The 17,449-nt window shown below is 60.2% G+C and carries 17 protein-coding genes and 2 pseudogenes; 8 read left to right on the top strand and 11 right to left on the bottom strand.

The features are described 5' to 3' along the window. The first annotated feature begins 15 nt into the window (after positions 1-15). The gene (locus AXG89_RS17400) at positions 16-1,071 is read left to right on the top strand and encodes a permease (RefSeq protein WP_062003123.1); all 1,056 of its coding nucleotides are present in this window, start codon (positions 16-18) and stop codon (positions 1,069-1,071) included. A gap of 70 nt (positions 1,072-1,141) precedes the next feature. Here the strand turns inward: AXG89_RS17400 and AXG89_RS17395 are convergent, their stop codons facing one another. The 4 genes from AXG89_RS17395 to AXG89_RS17385 all read right to left on the bottom strand — a co-directional run bounded on the left by AXG89_RS17395 (position 1,142) and on the right by AXG89_RS17385 (position 2,120). After that, positions 1,142-1,480: a hypothetical protein gene (locus AXG89_RS17395; RefSeq protein ID WP_062171197.1), complete on the bottom strand. Its 339-nt coding sequence runs from the start codon at positions 1,478-1,480 to the stop codon at positions 1,142-1,144. A 77-nt stretch (positions 1,481-1,557) separates the two neighbouring features. Beyond that, positions 1,558-1,713 carry a hypothetical protein gene (locus AXG89_RS42170; protein WP_155524347.1) on the bottom strand — a complete coding sequence of 52 codons (156 nt, stop codon included), beginning with the start codon at positions 1,711-1,713 and terminating at the stop codon, positions 1,558-1,560. Beyond that, positions 1,710-1,892, bottom strand: coding sequence for a hypothetical protein (locus AXG89_RS17390; RefSeq protein WP_062171195.1), 183 nt, complete (start codon positions 1,890-1,892; stop codon positions 1,710-1,712). Before AXG89_RS17390 ends, AXG89_RS42170 begins: the two co-directional genes overlap by 4 nt. Before the next feature lie 18 nt (positions 1,893-1,910). Then, a complete protein-coding gene (locus AXG89_RS17385; protein WP_062171193.1) occupies positions 1,911-2,120 on the bottom strand; it encodes a hypothetical protein in 210 nt (69 codons plus the stop codon). 347 nt (positions 2,121-2,467) lie between these two features. Here AXG89_RS17385 and AXG89_RS17380 point away from each other — a divergent pair, with 347 nt between their 5' ends. Then, entirely contained in the window at positions 2,468-2,668 is a 201-nt protein-coding gene (locus AXG89_RS17380; protein ID WP_062003119.1) for a hypothetical protein, read from the top strand. A gap of 109 nt (positions 2,669-2,777) precedes the next feature. After that, a pseudogene (locus AXG89_RS43060) lies at positions 2,778-2,861 on the top strand (hypothetical protein); the annotation flags it as partial. Positions 2,862-2,900: 39 nt separating this feature from the next. Here AXG89_RS43060 and AXG89_RS43055 read toward each other — a convergent pair. From AXG89_RS43055 to AXG89_RS17365, 3 genes are read right to left on the bottom strand one after another with little or no spacing between them, the layout of a single operon-like run. Beyond that, a complete protein-coding gene (locus AXG89_RS43055; protein WP_236873456.1) occupies positions 2,901-3,059 on the bottom strand; it encodes a hypothetical protein in 159 nt (52 codons plus the stop codon). Further along, positions 3,037-4,038 carry a cytochrome d ubiquinol oxidase subunit II gene (gene cydB, locus AXG89_RS17370; RefSeq protein ID WP_062171190.1) on the bottom strand — a complete coding sequence of 334 codons (1,002 nt, stop codon included), beginning with the start codon at positions 4,036-4,038 and terminating at the stop codon, positions 3,037-3,039. The genes AXG89_RS43055 and cydB overlap by 23 nt, the downstream gene beginning before the upstream one ends. 1 nt (position 4,039) lies before the next feature. Further along, positions 4,040-5,452 carry a cytochrome ubiquinol oxidase subunit I gene (locus tag AXG89_RS17365; RefSeq protein WP_062171188.1) on the bottom strand — a complete coding sequence of 471 codons (1,413 nt, stop codon included), beginning with the start codon at positions 5,450-5,452 and terminating at the stop codon, positions 4,040-4,042. 474 nt (positions 5,453-5,926) lie between these two features. Between AXG89_RS17365 and ypfJ the strand changes: the two are divergent. The 3 genes and pseudogenes from ypfJ (at position 5,927) to AXG89_RS17350 (ending at position 9,156) form a co-directional block, all read left to right on the top strand. Continuing rightward, positions 5,927-6,843, top strand: a pseudogene (ypfJ, locus tag AXG89_RS17360) (KPN_02809 family neutral zinc metallopeptidase). Between the two features lie 278 nt (positions 6,844-7,121). Further along, positions 7,122-8,144, top strand: coding sequence for a lipopolysaccharide heptosyltransferase I (waaC, locus tag AXG89_RS17355; protein ID WP_062171186.1), 1,023 nt, complete (start codon positions 7,122-7,124; stop codon positions 8,142-8,144). Positions 8,145-8,229: 85 nt separating this feature from the next. Then, the gene (locus AXG89_RS17350; protein WP_062171183.1) at positions 8,230-9,156 is read left to right on the top strand and encodes a flagellar brake protein; all 927 of its coding nucleotides are present in this window, start codon (positions 8,230-8,232) and stop codon (positions 9,154-9,156) included. 26 nt (positions 9,157-9,182) lie between these two features. Here the strand turns inward: AXG89_RS17350 and AXG89_RS17345 are convergent, their stop codons facing one another. Both AXG89_RS17345 and AXG89_RS17340 read right to left on the bottom strand, forming a co-directional pair. After that, a complete protein-coding gene (locus tag AXG89_RS17345; protein WP_062003114.1) occupies positions 9,183-9,854 on the bottom strand; it encodes a DsbA family oxidoreductase in 672 nt (223 codons plus the stop codon). A 97-nt stretch (positions 9,855-9,951) separates the two neighbouring features. After that, entirely contained in the window at positions 9,952-11,292 is a 1,341-nt protein-coding gene (locus AXG89_RS17340; RefSeq protein ID WP_062171181.1) for an NAD(P)/FAD-dependent oxidoreductase, read from the bottom strand. A 187-nt stretch (positions 11,293-11,479) separates the two neighbouring features. On the opposite strand from AXG89_RS17340, the gene AXG89_RS17335 reads away from it, so the two are divergent. Together AXG89_RS17335 and AXG89_RS17330 are read left to right on the top strand one after the other, a co-directional pair. Next, on the top strand, positions 11,480-11,911 hold the full coding sequence (locus AXG89_RS17335; protein ID WP_062003112.1) for an OsmC family protein: 432 nt from the start codon (positions 11,480-11,482) through the stop codon (positions 11,909-11,911). A 454-nt stretch (positions 11,912-12,365) separates the two neighbouring features. After that, the gene (locus tag AXG89_RS17330) at positions 12,366-13,451 is read left to right on the top strand and encodes a calcium:proton antiporter (RefSeq protein WP_062003111.1); all 1,086 of its coding nucleotides are present in this window, start codon (positions 12,366-12,368) and stop codon (positions 13,449-13,451) included. A 413-nt stretch (positions 13,452-13,864) separates the two neighbouring features. Here AXG89_RS17330 and AXG89_RS17325 read toward each other — a convergent pair whose 3' ends face one another. Further along, positions 13,865-15,295: an NCS2 family permease gene (locus AXG89_RS17325; protein ID WP_062171179.1), complete on the bottom strand. Its 1,431-nt coding sequence runs from the start codon at positions 15,293-15,295 to the stop codon at positions 13,865-13,867. 303 nt (positions 15,296-15,598) lie between these two features. Further along, the gene (ggt, locus tag AXG89_RS17320) at positions 15,599-17,257 is read right to left on the bottom strand and encodes a gamma-glutamyltransferase (protein ID WP_372237033.1); all 1,659 of its coding nucleotides are present in this window, start codon (positions 17,255-17,257) and stop codon (positions 15,599-15,601) included. Between the last annotated feature and the right edge of the window lie 192 nt (positions 17,258-17,449).

The following is a 17,449-nucleotide window of genomic DNA, read 5'->3' as shown; positions in this document are numbered from 1 at the left end:
AAACCAAGACCAACCATGCAATCCACTCTTCGACAACCCCGCGTAGCGGCCGGCTGGATCGTCTTCCTGCTGATCGCCGTCGTCGGCCTGTTCTACGTCAAATGGTTTCCGTACTACAACCGTGCGTTCGTTGCGGCCAGCCAGCATTCCATCGGTAAATCGATCCTGATGGGCACGGCCGCGAGTGCGCCCGAGCCGTCGTGGAAAGCGGCTATCGATTACGCGTTTGCGTACGGCAAGGCGATCTGGCAAGCGATGGTCCTGGGCCTCTTGCTCGGCTCCGCAGTGCAGGCGCTGATTCCGCCGCAATGGGTCGCGCGTGCGCTGGGAAAAAGCGGCTTTGGCAGCGTCGTGAACGGCGGCCTGATGTCACTGCCAGGCATGATGTGCACCTGCTGCGCGGCGCCTGTCGTCGCTGGCTTGCGTGCGCGTCAGGCGGCGCCGGGGGCGGCCATCGCATTCTGGCTCGGCAATACCGTACTCAATCCGGCCACGCTGATTTTCATGGGCTTCGTGCTCGGCTGGCAATGGATGGGCTTGCGTCTAGCCCTGGGGGTCCTGATGGTGTTCGGGCTCGGCTACGCCGTGAACCGCATGGTGACGCCGAAAGAAGCAGAGGCGTCGCGCGGCGAGATGGCGAAGCTCGTGGCTGCGGAAGATCCGGGGACTGCGTTCACGCGCTGGGTTCGCATCCTCGGGCGCATGACCATCCGGCTGGTGCCGGAGTACATCGTTCTCGTACTGGTGCTTGGGGCGGCGCGTGCGTGGTTGTTTCCGCATATCGGACCGAACATCGACAACAGCGTGTTGTGGATCGTCGGTCTTGCCATTGCCGGCACCTTATTCGTCATTCCGACGGCCGGCGAAGTGCCGATCATCCAGGCGATGCTCTCGCTCGGCATGTCCGTGGGGCCGGCAGGCGCGTTATTGATGACGCTGCCGCCGATCAGCCTGCCGTCAGTTGCCATGCTGGGGCGCTCTTTTCCACCACGGGTATTGACGATGGTTGCAGTTGCCGTGGTCGGGTTCGGGGTCCTCGCGGGATTGCTGGCAGTGGCGCTGGGGTTCTGAATCTGGTTGGCGACACGGGGCGATCGCTGCCGCCTCGCTTTCGTCATGCCGTCCTTTCGTCATGCCGTCATTACACATGGGTATCGAGTGAGGGCTGCGGGTCGCGCGATTCCGTGCCATTGATACTTAAACGCGGCTTGTCGTCTTCTTTCTTGTACTGGAGCAGTACGCACAGGACACGGTCCAGTGCGTTGCCAGGACGCTTCAGCATCAGCATCGACTGCGCGATGCCGAGCGTGTCCAGGCGGACATGCCGATCCTGGCCATATTCGACCGTGTAGCTGAGTAACAGCCGCACTTGCCGCGCGAGACCGTCGGGAAATTCCGGGGCAACATCATCCACTCGCTGGCGAAGAGCGGCATGCCGCTCGAAGAGGCCGTTGAGGGTAGTCAGAGCGCTTATGGTCATGGTCCTATCCAGTTATGAAATCTTGCGATTCGGGGCGTGGGTTCCCGTCGCTCACTGCATTGATTGCTTCGGTCGCATCACACTTCAGCGCTCACTTCCTTCGTGCAAAGGCCGCGCTTGCGCACGCTCGCCGTGCGCACCGACATCTGTCTGAATTCGATGACAGTAAGCAGCAGACCGACGAGCAGCAGCGAAAAGATGGCTACGGCCGGGTAGAGCAGGGGGAACGTCATGTCTTTCTACCCAACAGGAAACACAGTTTGAAATAGATCCCGAAGCTCAGGATCGAAGGCACCCAGATTGCAGTGAAGATCGCCTGCTCCCGGTCCTTTAGAACGAACCAGAGATAGCCGGAAATGATGAAGGACAGAAGAACAGCGGAGATGATGAAAAAGTCAGATTTTCTGAACATGCGTATTCCGGAGGTGAGTTAAGTATTTTCTTCGAGGCCATAGCCGATTGCGCAAAGCAAGCACCCGGCAATGGCAACCGAGCCCACGATCCGAACGCCAGCAGACAGGCCAAATGCAAAACGCTCTACATTCACTACGCCAAGAAAACCAAGCGCGAGCACGCCTATCCCGGTGCAAGCGAGAACGCACCCAAATCCAATCAGGAATTGAATAAGCTTTTTCAACATAGGCGGTCCTGGTTCTCACTCGTTATTGACGGTATGTCGTGTTCTTTGATAGTGAGTGCGCTCGTGAGATGACTTCCTCATTCATCAACCAGGCACGAGCCAATCGTCTGAACTACTTTTTGTTCGCAATACAGCGAAGAGTTTGATGTGAACCACATGAGATGTTGCTGAGAGTGAAGTGCAATCGGCAGTCCTGATCGTTGCTTATCGACTGATTCGCCGCGAGGCTGACGAGCGCATTGTGCGTGCACCTGTCACTGCAGACCCGATCACGACACTAAAGCACTCAAGACAGGATCGACGAGGTGGAGTAGGGTTGGTGTTCTATCACGTGCAAAGGAGCATTCATGAAAGATATCACGCGCCACTCAGCGGGCTATAAACTGGCACGTCAACTTTGGATGACCCGCTTCGAAATGGCGCTGATCGTCTACAAACCGGAGGCAGCGGTGGGTATCGATTGGAACACGGCCGGGTTGCTATACGAAGCTGACTTTCCCGAACAGACGGCTGCGCCCAGATACTGCGAACTGCTTGAGGCTGCTTGAGGCTGCTTGAGCGCCGTAACGTGCCATTTGGCTGACACAGGCTTGGCCCGGTGAGGATGGGATACAGTGTCCGAATCGTAGCTTTGAATGACTTCAGTCTGAGGGCAAAATGCTGATTGCGCTTGGCGGACTGCCTGGAACGGGAAAAACGAGCATCGCCCGAAAGCTCTCACGTGAGCTGTGCGCGGTGCACTTGCGCATCGATTCAATCGAACAGGCGTTGAGCGACGTCTTATCGCGCTGCCGCCTGAACCAGCAACTTGAACGGCAGCGCCAGCAACATTGCCCCCGCCACACCTACGCCCCAAAGCGCGATAAACCAAAGCGTCTTTTTAAGTGCAGAACGCTTCCGCGGCTCAACGCGTGTTTCAGTGATAGTGATGTTCGCCATGGCGCACCTTGCCTCTGAAGACCCAGTAACCGAGCGTCGTATAAGCGATGATCACCGGCAAGATCACCGCCGCCCCTATCAACGTGAACTTCTGGCTCGAATGCGGTGCAGCCAGTTCCCAAAGCGACACGCCAGGGAAAATGGCGTGAGGCGAAATGCTCAGGACCAGACCGCTATAACCCAGCAGCACGAACGCGAGCGCCATCATGAACGGCCGCGTTTCGTGACGTGAGAGGATGGACCGGCGCATCAGCCAGGCACAGGCGACCACTAGCACCGGCACCGGCAGGAACCGATAAAACCAGGGGGTATCGAACCAGCGCGACGCGATGCCCGCGTCCTGCAGCGGCGTCCAGATACTGACGACCGCAATGGTCCCGAGCTGCAACAGCGTGAGCGGCCAAACGATCCGGTAAAAGCGCCGTTGCAGGTCGCCTTCGGTCTTGGCAATCAGCCAGCAACAGCCGAGCAGCGCATAAGTGACCACGAGCGCGAGCCCGGTGAACATGCTGAACGGTGTGAACCACGTGAAGGCATCGCCGGAATAACGGCCGTCGGCGACCGGTATGCCATTGAGAAACGCGCCGAGCGCCACGCCCTGGAAGAACGTCGCCCCCGCTGATCCGCCAATAAACGCAAGATCCCACATGGGCTTCGTGCGCGTTGCCTTCGAGCGGATCTCGAACGTGACGCCGCGAAAGATCAGGCAGACCAGCATGAAGATCAGCGGCAGGTAAAGCCCGGAAAGCACAGTGGAATAGATCATCGGGAACGCGGCGAACAGGCCCGCGCCTCCGAGCACCAGCCACGTCTCGTTACCGTCCCAGACGGGCGCGACGGTGTTCATCATCACGTCGCGGTCATGTTCGTCCGGGAAGAACGGAAACAGGATGCCAATGCCCAGGTCGAACCCGTCCAGCACCACGTACATCAGCACGCCCAGCGCGATGATCGCGGCCCATGTCAGCGATAAATCCATCTCACGCTCCTTCTATCGAATGCGTCGCGACCGAGAGCGGCCGGCGCGCGGTGTGGTTGTCATCGTCCATGCTGGGCGCGTGCGTGATCGTGCCCGGCAACGCCGGCCCGGTCTTGAGCAGCTTGAGCAGGTAATAGATGCCCGTGCCGAACACGAGCGTATAAACGATGACGAAGATCAGCAGCGTCACGCCGACTTGCTGCGCGGTCACGGGCGACACGGCCTCCGACGTGCGCATCACGCCATAGACCACCCACGGTTGCCGCCCGGCCTCTGTCGTCACCCAACCGGCAAGCAGCGAGATGAAACCCGTCGGCCCCATGACAAGCACGAAACGCTGAAACAGCTTCGACTCGAACAGCTTGTCTTTCCGTCTGAGCACCCATCCCGCAGTGCTCATCAGGATCATCAGGACGCCCAATCCGGCCATGATCCGGAAGCTCCAGAACACGACTGTCGAGTTGGGCCGGTCTTCCTTCGGGAAGGACTTGAGCCCGCGGATCTCGCCGTCCCAGCTATGCGTGAGAATCAGGCTGCCCAGATGGGGAACGGATAGCGCGTACTTCGTGGTCTCGGCTTCCATATCCGGAATGCCGAACAGATTCAGCGCCGTGCCGCCTTTCTCGGTTTCCCACAGGCCTTCGATGGCGGCGATCTTCGCAGGCTGATATTTACGCGTGTTCAGTCCGTGCTGGTCGCCGACCATCGCCTGGAGGGGCGTAAGTACGAGCAAAAGCCAGAGCGCCATCGAAAACATCTTCTTGATCGCCGGGTCGCGGCGGCCCTTCAGCAGGTGATATGCGCCCGATGCCGCGACCACCAGCCCCGCGACAATGAACGCCGCGATGGCCATGTGTGCAAGCCGATAAGGAAACGATGGGTTGAAGATGATCTGGAACCAGCTCACCGGTACGACGTGGTCGCCTTCGATCCGGAATCCTTGCGGCGTCTGCATCCAGCTATTCGATGCCAGGATCCAGAACGTCGAGATCAACGTGCCGATCGCAACCATCAGCGTGGCGCCGAAGTGCGCTTTCGGGCCGACCTTGTTCCAGCCGAACAGCATGATGCCAAGGAAACCGGCCTCGAGGAAAAACGCGGTCATCACTTCGTAGGCGAGGAGTGGGCCCGTGATCGGACCGGCGAAGCTCGAAAAACCGCCCCAGTTGGTGCCGAACTCGTAGCTCATCACCACGCCGGAGACGACGCCCATTCCGAAAGCAATGGCGAACACTTTCGACCAGAACAGGCACAGCTCCTTGTAGACCGGTTTCCCGGTTTTGAGCCACGCGCCTTCGAGCACGGCGATAAAGCTCGCCAGCCCGATACTCAACGCCGGAAAAACGATGTGGAACGAAACGGTGAAGGCGAACTGGATACGCGCCAGGTCGAGCGCTTGTTGAGTGGCATGCATGACAGGTTGTGCAGCCATCGCGGGCGCACTCTGATGGAGTCGCGGGCGGGCGCTGGTTGGTTGGACTGGTTACTTCAGAGGCGACTGTAAGCCAATTTTTGAGACGTTTGCTGCGACGCGGCAGGCGCGTTCTCATGTGCGTAAATGTCGCGCTATCGGGCATAATTTCTCGATAACTTGCGCTTTATCAAGTACTTGCTGCCCTTCACGGAGTAGGCGCTCTCAACGTTTCAGGTGGAATTTGCGCGACAATCAACCGCACTGCGTCAATCGGGCACGTTGTCTTCTGAAAGGTTGTTTCGATTCGCATGTGCCGAACTGAAGCGCACGATGTTTTACACGTCTCGCAACGCTTGCTGCAGCGCGCCGGGTACCATGGCGTCATCACGGCTGGCCCGTGTCGTGCTTGATCAGCGCATCGACAGCAGGGCCGCAAACGGAAAACGAGTCGAACAAGGTGAAGGGAGAGAAATCATGCGTCTGGACGACGAACGAGAGAGCCAGAATGTCGAAGACCGGCGCGGCTCGGGAGGCGGGGGCGGCGGCGGTTTCCGCATGGGCGGTGGTTCGATCGGGATCGGCTCCATCGTCATTGCGCTCGCGGCGTCGTATTTTTTCGGCATCAATCCGATGGTCGTCCTGAATCTTCTGTCGGGGGATCGGGCGGCTCATCGAGCACTTCTTACACGCAGCAGCAACAGCGTCCGGCGGACTCGAACGGGCAGCCACAGGCCGCTGCAAGCGACGCGGGCGCGGTGTTCGTGCGGCGCATTCTCGGGAACACCGAGCGTACGTGGCAGCAAATCTTCCGAACGCAACTCAACCAGGACTATCCGGCGCCCAAGCTCGTACTATTCAGCGGAGGCACCGCGACCGCTTGCGGGACGGGCCAATCCGCAATGGGTCCGTTCTATTGCCCGAACGACCGGAGCGTATATATCGACTTGTCGTTTTATAAGGAATTGCGCGACCGCTTTGGCGCGGGCGGAGACTTTGCACAGGCGTATGTGATCGCGCACGAGGTCGGTCATCACGTGCAGAACGTGCTCGGCATCATGACCAAAGTCGATAACGCCCGCCGCCGCATGTCGCCCGCTCAGGCGAACCAGTTGTCGGTGCGCGTGGAATTGCAGGCCGACTGCTTCGCGGGCGTCTGGGCGAACGTGGCGCAGAAGAACAACGCGAAGCTGATCGAGCCCGGCGATTTCCAGCAAGGCTTGAACGCGGCGGGCGCCATCGGCGATGACCGGTTGCAAAAGGAAACGCAGGGACGCGTGGTGCCGGAAGCGTTTACGCACGGCACGAGCGCGCAGCGCCAGCGCTGGCTCAACCGGGGACTGGCAACGGGCGACCTGGGGCAGTGTGATACCTTCGGCGCCCAGTCGCTGTGAGCTTCAGGGCGGCATCGGTAAAAAGCGGCTAGAGTAAAGCGCCATTTCGACGGATAATTCCGTCCGAAGAAGTTGCGACAGGCGCGGATTCGCTTTCAGCGCTCCGCGTGCCAGTTCGTGCAATTCTGCCGTTCATAACAGATCGCCGCCGAGCCGCCTTTTGATCCGCAGAAAGCGCGCCGGTCAGGCGAGTTAGCCTCGGGCAGCCCGTCTCGCGCGTTGATCATGGCGCGCGTGAGGCCGGCCGCCGGATGAATTAAAGGTCCCCCTGCATCCCCATGAAGCGAATCCTGATTGTCAAAGTGACGTCATTGGGCGATATCGTAGAGACGCAACCGGTCGTCTCCGATCTTCGCCGTGCCTTTCCCTCGGCCAAGATCGACTGGGCCGCTGATGCAGCGTTCGCCGATATCATCCGCTGGAATCCCGCCGTAGATCGCGTCCTGTGCGCGCCGTTGCGAAAGTTCAAGAAGGCTCGCGGCTGGGCCGACCTCAAGGAAATCGCAGCGTCCATCGGCGAATTGAGGGCCGAGAAGTACGACGTCGTGCTGGATATCCACGGCGTCTACAAGAGTGCGATCATCGCGTTTCTGGCGCGCGGACGTCGCCGTTATGGCTACAAGAACAAGGACCTGGGCGAGCTTGGCGCGGCGTTCGCGTACAACGCGCGCTTCGGGCCGCGCCCCCGCACCGATGCATGGCGCGGCATGCGCGTGAGCGTAGCGGACGCGCTGGGCTATACCTTCGACGTTACCCCTGACTTCAACCTGCATCTACCGCCGCTCGCAACGCCGTCGGCGTTGCCTCAGGGCGCGCCGGTCGCGATGCTGTTCCACGCTACATCCGCCGATGAAAAAAAATGGCCGATCGAGCGTTGGGCCGAAACCGGCCGATGGCTCACCGGGCGCGGCTACCGGATCGCGCTGCCGTGGGGCACGGACGGCGAGCGCCGGGAGGGCGAGCAGATCGCCGCGCTCGTGCCCGGCGCGGTGGTGTTGCCCAAACTGAGCGTGACTGAATGCGCGCATTGCATCGATGAATCGGCGATCGTGGTCGGCATGGATACCGGCCTGGTTCACTTGGCCCATGCGCTTGGGCGGCCCACGGTCATGATCTTTACCGCAACCTCGCGCGAGCATTTTGGCTTCAGCGCGCCGGGACGCTCCGTATCGGTCGGCGATCACTTTGCACCGCCCGATGTCCCTGCAGTACTCAGCGCAATCGAAAGCGTGATGCCGGGCGCAGAAAGGTCGTCCGCAAGCCCGGCAAGCTTGATCGCTGCCGGTCAGGCAAGCTCGTAGCACCGCGGCACTTGACGCAGTCGCGGACTCATAAGACGATTGCCGCTTCCAGGCGGCCAGATCGACCCAAGCGATCCAAGCGACCATGTCCGAAGAAGAATCCGTTACGTTGACTCAAGCGTCTCTCGTCCGTCTCTCGCTGGCGGACGTTCCGATTGGCGAGCCGCTTGCATGGCCGATCGTCGCCGCCGACGGAGCGTTGCTCTTCAATGCCGGCGCTGTCGTCGCCGGCGTCCCTGAGCGCGCGTTCCTGTTTGCGCACTTCGAACCGCACAGGCTGGATGATTTGATCGAACCGGTCGCTCCGGAACCGCCGCTGGCGGATTCGTCGTCCGCATCGGCCGAATTACTCACGCTCGATACCATCGGTTTGACCATCGGCGCGCGTCTCGGTCTGCGCGGACCGGCCGGCTCTGCGACGTATTCCGCCCGCGTGATCGGGTTTTCGACGCCGGGACCGCATCGCACGCGGGCGGTGTTCATCACACAGCCGGTGATGGCGGGGCATGGGCCGCTGGCTTTGTCGCAAGGCGAGCGCGTCGAAATCGTCGCGCTCGGCACGCGCGCGGTGTTCCAGTTCGCGTGCACCGTCAATGCCGTCTGCCGCGAGCCGTTCAGCTACCTGGTGTTGTCGGAACCCGGCGCGATCCGCCGTTTGCGGGCGCGCAAGTTCGTGCGGATGTCCACGCGTTTGCCGGCCCGTTTTTCGGTGATCGACCCGGCGCAAAGCCATGAACCCGCATCCCAGCTCGGCCTGATCCGCGATATCAGCCCCTTCGGCATGTCGCTCGCAGTGACCGAGGCGCACGCGAAGCTGGGCGACCGTCTGCGCTTATTGTTCCGTTTCAATACGGACGATACGGATGTCGATATCGATTGCCACGCGATCGTGCGGCACCTTCATGATGCCGATGCCCACGGCAGGAACGCCGGGTACGGGCTCGAGTTCGAGACGCTCGAGCCGTCGCAGCGCATTGCGCTGAAGTCGTTCATGGCGGAGCAGGTCTACTAGTCCGCCACGTCAGTCCGTTGCGTAAATTACGGCAGGTTCGCGCCGCTTGCGCCCGGAGGAAAACCATCGGGGAAAAGCCGCTCGACCGCGGCCTGGAAGTGCTCGATCGGCGCCGCGCCACGCAGTGCGATGGGCGGCGGCGGTTCCTGATCGCCCACGCCATCGCGCGACAGCACCACGAACGGCACGCCCGTCACGCCCAGCTTCTGCGCGAATTCCTCGTCTTCTATCACCGCGTCCGTGAGCTCGTCGCCAAGCAAAACTTCTTCCAGCGATTCCGGATCGATACCGCACGTGGCCGCGATGTCGAGAAGCGCATCGGTATCGCCGATATCAATGCCGTCCTCGAAAAACGCCTTGAAGATCGCCCGATGCACAACATCGAACCGTCCCGACTCGCGCGCAAAAAACGCGGTCTCGAACGCCTTGCGGCTGCGCGGTTGAACCGGCGGCAGGCGCATCAGCAGGCCGCGGTCGATCGCCATCGGATAAACGGAGCTGTCCCAGCTCTGTTGCAGAAGGTCGCTATCCGGTTCGAGCGGCGGCGTGGGTTCCGGGCGCAATTCGAACGCATGCCAGCGGACTTCGACGGCATCGCCATAAGCGTTCTGGAACTGGTCGATGACCGGCAGTTCCAGATAGCAGAACGGGCAAACATAGTCCGACCAGACGTCGAGGTACAGCGTGGGGCTTGTCATATGAGGCTCGTTGAAAATTCGTGCGAAATTTTACCCCGCATTTGGTTTTGTCTCAGGCGCCACGCAACAAGCGGCAACCCGGCCGCAATCGGGCCGTTTAAAACCCGCCGTCAAGTTCGATTTTCGATCCATCGCGAAACCGCGCCAGCCGGAACGCGTGCGGATTGACCAGCGGGGTATCGTTTGCAACGATGTCCGCCATCAGTTTCCCCGCGCCCGGCCCGATTCCGAAGCCATGACCCGAAAACCCGGTCGCGACGAACATACCGCGCAGCGTGTCCGCCGGCGAGATGACCGGCACCGCGTCAGGCGTGACATCGATATACCCCGCCCACGCCTGCGCAACCTTTACGTGCGCGAGGGCCGGAAAGATCGCGCGGAATTCGTCGATGGCGGTCCGGTTGTACATTTGCGTCGGCGCCGGATCGAGGGTTCGGACCGATTCGAAGATCGTCGGTTGATCGAGCTGCCATGAGCGTGGCTGGCGCAGCGCATCGAAGAAACGCTCGCCGAGGGCGAAGTCCATCGAACGGAAGTTGCTTTTGAGTGCCGGGAGGAACTGACCGAACAGCCGGAAGCTATCGGGCGTGAGCTCGGCGAGACTGCGAAATGCGTTGGCGATCGTGTAGCCGCCATCCATACGTTTGCGATATCCAACAGTGTCCGTGCAGGCGCTGACTTCCGGGCCGCCGTCAATGGGCTCCGTGCGCAGCACCGACGAGCGTACGGTCAGTTGAGACACATCTATACCGAGGTTCCCGGCGAACAATCGCGTCCATGCGCCGCCCGCGACTACGACGCTTTGGCATCGGATCGTGCCGTGTTCGGTGACGACTGCGCTGACCGCGCCGCCACTTGTTTCGACACCACGCACGGCGCATGGCGTCAGTATTTTCATGCCGCGCGCACGCAACGCATTGGCGATCGCGGGTGCCGCGCGCTGCGGTTCGGCGCGGCCATCCGAAGGCGTGAAAATGCCGCCGGCGAACATGCGCGATGCGCCCGGCATGAGCGCGGCGGTTTCGCTGCCGGACGTGATGCGTGAATCGATGCCATCTCGACCCACCCGTTCCACCGCGCGGGCGAGCCAGCTTTCGTGATCGGCGAGCGCTTCTTCGTTATCGGCAGCGTAGAGAATGCCGCTTTGCCAAAAGCCGGTGTCTATCCCGAGCGTTTGATCCAGTCTTCGCCACAGCTTGAGGCTTTCGATGCTCAACTCAAGCTCGCGCAAATCGCGATGCGTCGCGCGGCACCAACCCCAGTTGCGGCTCGACTGTTCTCCGCCGATATACCCCTTCTCGCAGACGGCGACCGAAATCCCTTTCTCGGCGAGGTAGAGCGCGGTGCTCATGCCGATGATCCCGCCGCCCACGACAACGACATCTACCTGCTCCGGCAACACCCGGTCTTCATCGACAACCACGACTTGCGGACCCATCCATTCTCCTGAGTGATTTGATGTTCGACGATCAATCAACCTGCCCGATGCGCTTTCGGGCATTCTGTGTGCTTGGTCCAACCCGATGGCACGCCAAGCCGGTTCGTACTGAATGCAGGCTTTGCGGTCGAATCCTTGCTGCGGCGGCACTGCGCGGCAATCCACCCTGACTTACTGGAGAACACTCGTGCAAAAGACAGCATCTGCAAAATGGAGTGGCGGCATCAAGGACGGTAAAGGTTACATTTCGACGCAAACCGGCGTATTGAAGGACGCGCCGTACGGCTTTGCGGCGCGCTTTGAAGGCGGTCCGGGAACGAACCCGGAAGAACTGATCGGCGCGGCGCATTCAGGCTGCTTCACCATGGCCTTGTCGCTGCAGCTCACGCAGGCAGGACTCACGGCGGAAAGCATTGAAACGAAGTCTACCGTGACGCTGGACAAGGACGGCGAGGGTTTCTCGATCACCGCTTGCCATCTTGACGTGAAGGCCAAGGTCCCGGGCACTGACAAGGCCACGTTCGAAAAACTGGCGACCGCCGCGAAGGAAGGTTGCCCGGTATCGAAACTTTTTGCCGGCAACGCGAAGATCACGATGAATTCGGAATTCGTCGAATAAGTTCGTTAAACTGGGTATGACAAGAAGCGCGACTCATGAACTGGTCGCGCTTTTTTATCGTGATAGATAAGCCGCTCAAGCGCTCGAACTTAGAAAAACCACAAAGCGTGGCATTTCGTGCATCAGCGAATGAACGCAACGTCCGAAGGTTGTCCACAGATTTTGTGGATAGCCGTGTGGACAACATGCTGAAGTGCTCATCAACTCACTGACGCGTAACGGTTTGTAGCTCTCCGGCAGATTGCGTGCAGTGATGCCTGTCTTTGCCCGACACGCATTCAACCCGCATTCCCGCAAGCGTTCAATTCGATTAATTTGAAGGAGGAACCTGTAATCTGACGGTTCTTCCGGCATTCAAGCCCGGCCAGAAAACGTGATCTTTCGGACGCGTCATGTTTGAACTCGCTGGCCGCTTCTGCCACCCCTCTATCTGCATTACCGCCCTGGAGCATCGATGAAATTCAAGCTGGACTGGACGGGCATCGCACCATTTGCCGCACTCATCATCCTTGGACTTGCAGTCGCCATGCCGAACGGCTGGATACTCGGTCTGGCCGCAATCACCCTGGCCGCCGCCGTGTTCGCCGCCGTGCATCACGCGGAAGTGGTGGCGCATCGAGTGGGCGAGCCATTCGGGACCCTGGTACTGGCGATTGCGGTAACGGTCATTGAAGTGGCGCTGATAGTCTCCGTGATGCTCACGGGCGGTCCGGAAAAAGCTGCGCTTCCCCGCGATACCGTGTTCGCCGCGGCCATGATCTGCTGCAACGGAATCGTCGGAATCTGTTTGCTGGTCGGCGGCTTGCGCCATCACGAACAGAATTTCCAGCTAAGCGGTGCGAGCGCTGCCCTTGCCATTCTTTGCGCGCTGTCGGTGCTGACCATGGTGCTGCCGAACTTCACGAGTACTGTTGTCGGACCGGGTCTTTCGACATCGCAACTGGTGTTCGTCGGGGTGACATCGCTCGTGCTTTACATCGTATTCGTGTTCGTCCAGACCGTCCGGCATCGCGACTACTTCCTGCCGCCGGTGCCCGCGCTCGATCCCAACCGTCCCGACGATGTCCACGCGCCGCTGCCAACGAACGGGCACGCGCTGGCTTCGGGCGGATTGCTGTTGCTGTCGTTATTGGCCGTGGTCGGACTGGCCAAGATTCTTTCTCCGACGGTCGAAGCGGGCGTTGCCAGCGCAGGCGCACCGGAAGCGGTGGTTGGCGTGGTGATCGCGGCGCTCGTGCTGTTGCCGGAAGGCGTGGCCGCATTGCGCGCTGCACGACTGAACCGGCTGCAGACAAGCTTGAATCTCGCGCTTGGATCGGCGCTGGCCAGCATCGGCTTGACGATTCCAGCGGTCGCCGTCGTGTCGATCGCGATCAGCCAGCCAATTTCACTTGGCTTGGGCTCGAAGGAGATCGTATTGCTTGCGCTGACCTTGCTGGTCAGCATCCTCACGCTCGGAACTGGCCGTTCGACCGTACTGCAGGGCGTCGTCCACTTGGTGATTTTTGCGACGTTCCTGTTCTTGTCCGTTGTGCCGTAAGAGGGCCGCAGGGCGTGGCTTTGCTGTTGCATCGACACGACCCTGGCCACAATTTCCTGAAACTTTTTTGCAATGCAGCACGAAATGCGTATAATTAAGGGTATTCACTAAGAGTAAATACCCTAACTACGCAAAGGTGCTCTATGAAAACCGCCGCTCAAGGTTCAGTTCTCGTTTCGTTCGGTTCATGGTTTCGCAAGACGAAAGCAGCTGTTCGCCGCGAAGCTGTTCGCGCATTGAACCTTCACCTGCAAAACTGCGCTGTGATGGCAGAGGCGTATCGTCGCAAGTAAATCCGTTTGCATTGGATCGACGCGCTGATCGAGCTTTTCACCGGCTCTCGCACGTCGATTTGCACGGATTTACAGGCTGAACGCAAAAAGCAGGGAGCTTGCAGGCCGATTAGCTGAGCGTCAGATCGCCCAGCCGCCGAGATAAAACGCGGCGAGTACGGCTGCAATCACGACCGTACCCACGTTCAGCTTGCGGTATTCACCCGCAATCACGCGTCCGATCACGAGCGTGCAGAAGCCGAGCATGATGCCGGTGACAATGTTCGCCGAAAGCACGATAAACACTGCGCAGACCAAGCCGGACATGGCATCGACGAGATCGTCCATGTGCAGTTTGCTCACGCTTGAAAGCATCAGCAAACCGACGTACATCAGCGCCGGCGCCGTCGCATACGAAGGCACAAGGCCTGCGATCGGCGAGAAGAACATCACGGCCAGGAACAGCAGGCCCACGGTCGCGGCAGCCAGGCCCGACTTCGCGCCCGCCGCTACACCTACCGTCGATTCAATATAAGCCGCAGCCGGCGCACCGCCCAGGCAAGCGGCCACGATCGAGCTCACCGAATCCGCTGTCAATGCGCGTCCGCCATTCACAATTCGGCCGTTTTCATCGATCTGACCCGCCTGGCCCGCGACTGCGCGAATGGTGCCGGTGGCATCGAAGACTGCGGTCATCACGAGTGCAAGAACGCTCGGCAGCACGGCCATGGAAAGCGCGCCACGAATATCCATTGCCCCAATCAACGAGGCATGGCCCGGCGCGCTCAGCGACGGCACCGCGAATACCCCCGTGTAGTGAACGGACGGATCGAAGGCGAGACCCAGCACGGACAAGCCGATCACCACGATCAGAATCCCGCCGGGCACACGGCGCCGCTCCAGGCCGAGAATCGCAGCCAGCCCGAACACGGACATCAGCACCGGAAACGCAGTGATATGGCCGAGGGATATGGGCATGCCCGCGCCCGGGTTCTTCACGATCAGCCCGACATCGTTCGATGCAATCAGCAGCAGGAACAAGCCAATTCCTATGCCCGTCCCATGAGCGACCCCGGCCGGCAGGTTACGCAAGATCCACGAACGCACGCCGGTCACGGAAATCGCCGTAAAGGTGACACCCATCAGGAATACGGCGCCGAGCGCCACGGATGGCGAGAGCCCTTTGCCCAGCACAAGCCCGAATGCGGTGAAGGCGGTCAGCGAGATTGCGCAGCCGATTGCGATCGGCAGGCGTGCCCAGACGCCCATCAGCAGCGAACCGAAGGCGGTCGTGAGGCAGACGGCGACGAAGACGGCGCGGGTATCGAATCCGGCTTTTCCGAGCATGGCGGGGACGACGAAGACGGAATAAACCATCGCGAGAAACGTGGTAATGCCGGCGATCACTTCGCGCCGCTGCGTGCTGCCGCGTGCGCTGATCTGGAAATAGCGGTCGATTGCGCCGCCTTGCGTTTTGCTTTGCGTCTCGTCTTGAGTTCGGCCGTGAGCGGACGGGGATTCGTCCTGTTGAATATCGATGCCGCGAAGCGGCTGGGCGTGGGGTTCCATCATGAGCTGTTCTCCTTTATCAGCATGCTGAAACGGGCCGGGAACAAGCCGGAGAGCCGTCTTCAGGGGTCGTCTCGAAAGTCGTATTTTTAGTAGTGGCCAGAAACGATGCGCTGGACTGGGCCAGGACAGAGACTAGGCGATCAGCACGCCGCATCCAATCTCAAAAATGGGATTCCAGTCATGCCGCGATCCTTATAAGCTTGATTCCAGGGGCTTATGGGCGGGTTTTATCGTGCGGCGGAAAATGCAAAGGCCAGGTCCGAAGACCTGGCCTTTGTGCTTTGTCGAGGCTCCTTACAAGGCTTACTGGATCACGCGCGTCACGCCGCGGCCGCGGGGATCGGCGACGGGTTCAGGCGTTTTATCGTTGATCTCGATGGCCTGGATGTCTCCGTTGAAACCTTGCTTCTGCAGCGTATAACCCTTCGCTTCGAGCTCCTTCGCCAGATCACCGTCGATAGGCTTGTACGGCTCCCAGAAGATCGTGTTCGGCGGCAGCAACTGGTGATGCCAGCGCATCGCGGCGACGGCCTCGGGCAGCGGCATTGAGAAGTCGTACACGTTGTTGATCACCTGAAAGATCGAGGTGAAGATGCGCGAGCCGCCCGGCGTGCCGATCACCATTGCGACCTGATCGTCCTTCGTCAGGATCGTGGGCGACATGGAGGAGAGCGGACGCTTGCGCGGTTCGATTGCGTTGGCATCGCTGCCGACCACGCCGAACATGTTTGCAACACCCGGTTTCGAGGAGAAGTCATCCATCTCGTCGTTGAGCACCACACCCGTACCGTCGGCAATTACACCCGCGCCGAAATAACCGTTGATGGTGTACGTATTCGATACCGCGTTGCCCCATTTGTCCACGATCGAAAAGTGCGTGGTCTCGGCTTTCTCGGGCATTGTGGTGCCCAGGCCCGGAACAACACTCTTCGTGTCTGACGGCGTGTCCGGATTCACTTCGGATGCACGCTTCAGGATGTAGTCGTCGTTGATGAGTTGCGCGATCGGCACCTTGTAGAAATCAGGATCGCCGAGATACTGCGCACGATCGGCAAAGACGCGTTTCTCGATCTCCGCCGTCAGGTGGATGTATTGCGCCGAATTCAGCGGAACGTTTGCGTACTTGTCCTTGAGATCGGCCTTCATCTTGAGCAACTGGACGAGACCGATGCCACCCGAACTCGGAGGCGGCGCGGTGATGATCCGGTAGCCGTTCCAGCTTGCGAGAACCGGCGTGCGCCAGACCGCCTTGTACTCTTTCAGATCCTGTTCCGTGATGAGGCCGTGGCCACGCATGGAGTCGGCAATCAGGCTTGCGGTCTGACCTTCATAAAAGCCCTTCGCGCCCTTGTCCGCAATGCGCTGCAACGTGGCAGCCAGTTCCGGCTGCTTGAAGTTCACGCCTTTATTCAGGGTTCCGAAGTAACTGTCGAAGTTCGTCTTGCCTGCAAATTCCTTCGATGCCGCGTCCTTGCGTTCCTGCAACTGGTCGCTGACTTCGAAGCCGTCCTGCGCGTACTTGATCGCGGGCGCGACCACTTGCTTCCACTTCAGCTTGCCAAAGCGCTTTTGCGCTTCCCACATGCCCGAGACCGTGCCCGGCACGCCGACCGCGCGATGTCCGTAAAGGCTCATGCCTTTGATGACTTCGCCTTTGTCGTCGAGATACATGTTCTTCGTGGCCGCGATCGGCGCGCGCTCACGATAATCGAGGAAGTACGGACGATGATCCACGTACAGCGTCATGAAACCGCCGCCGCCGAGATTGCCTGCTTCCGGATACGTCACCGCCAGCGTGAAGGCGACGGCAACGGCGGCGTCGACCGCGTTGCCGCCTTGTTTGAAGATCTGCTCGGCGGCATCAGCGGCGAACTTGTCCGCGACAGCAACAGCCGACGCCGTCAGCACCACCGGTTGCTGTGCAACCTTGGCGTATGCCGGCGTGCTTTCGACAAATCCCATCGATACCGCAAAAATCGCCGCCGCTACACTTCCAAGCGCAAACGAACGCGTGCGATGCAGTGAATTCATGGACATCTTCATTGCCATCTTTCTCCTCCTCTTGATTGGGTATTCGTCTCGTCGATTCGTCTCGTCTCGTCGTCACTTCCCGGTGGACGGCTTCACGGGAAGCGCATCCGGGCTTATACCACG

The sequence above is a fragment of the Burkholderia sp. PAMC 26561 genome (assembly GCF_001557535.2).
Taxonomy (GTDB): domain Bacteria; phylum Pseudomonadota; class Gammaproteobacteria; order Burkholderiales; family Burkholderiaceae; genus Caballeronia.
Note: the sequence above shows the minus strand (reverse complement) of the source record. Positions and strands in the feature narration are given on the sequence as shown.

Coding starts and splice junctions, on each gene's coding strand:
- AXG89_RS17400 (WP_062003123.1), top strand. CDS start 16: ATGCAATCCACTCTTCGACAACCCCGCGTAGCGGCCGGCTGGATCGTC.
- AXG89_RS17395 (WP_062171197.1), bottom strand. CDS start 1,480: ATGACCATAAGCGCTCTGACTACCCTCAACGGCCTCTTCGAGCGGCAT.
- AXG89_RS42170 (WP_155524347.1), bottom strand. CDS start 1,713: ATGACGTTCCCCCTGCTCTACCCGGCCGTAGCCATCTTTTCGCTGCTG.
- AXG89_RS17390 (WP_062171195.1), bottom strand. CDS start 1,892: ATGTTCAGAAAATCTGACTTTTTCATCATCTCCGCTGTTCTTCTGTCC.
- AXG89_RS17385 (WP_062171193.1), bottom strand. CDS start 2,120: ATGTTGAAAAAGCTTATTCAATTCCTGATTGGATTTGGGTGCGTTCTC.
- AXG89_RS17380 (WP_062003119.1), top strand. CDS start 2,468: ATGAAAGATATCACGCGCCACTCAGCGGGCTATAAACTGGCACGTCAA.
- AXG89_RS43055 (WP_236873456.1), bottom strand. CDS start 3,059: ATGGCGAACATCACTATCACTGAAACACGCGTTGAGCCGCGGAAGCGT.
- cydB (WP_062171190.1), bottom strand. CDS start 4,038: ATGGATTTATCGCTGACATGGGCCGCGATCATCGCGCTGGGCGTGCTG.
- AXG89_RS17365 (WP_062171188.1), bottom strand. CDS start 5,452: ATGCATGCCACTCAACAAGCGCTCGACCTGGCGCGTATCCAGTTCGCC.
- waaC (WP_062171186.1), top strand. CDS start 7,122: ATGAAGCGAATCCTGATTGTCAAAGTGACGTCATTGGGCGATATCGTA.
- AXG89_RS17350 (WP_062171183.1), top strand. CDS start 8,230: ATGTCCGAAGAAGAATCCGTTACGTTGACTCAAGCGTCTCTCGTCCGT.
- AXG89_RS17345 (WP_062003114.1), bottom strand. CDS start 9,854: ATGACAAGCCCCACGCTGTACCTCGACGTCTGGTCGGACTATGTTTGC.
- AXG89_RS17340 (WP_062171181.1), bottom strand. CDS start 11,292: ATGGGTCCGCAAGTCGTGGTTGTCGATGAAGACCGGGTGTTGCCGGAG.
- AXG89_RS17330 (WP_062003111.1), top strand. CDS start 12,366: ATGAAATTCAAGCTGGACTGGACGGGCATCGCACCATTTGCCGCACTC.
- AXG89_RS17325 (WP_062171179.1), bottom strand. CDS start 15,295: ATGATGGAACCCCACGCCCAGCCGCTTCGCGGCATCGATATTCAACAG.
- ggt (WP_372237033.1), bottom strand. CDS start 17,257: ATGGGATTTGTCGAAAGCACGCCGGCATACGCCAAGGTTGCACAGCAA.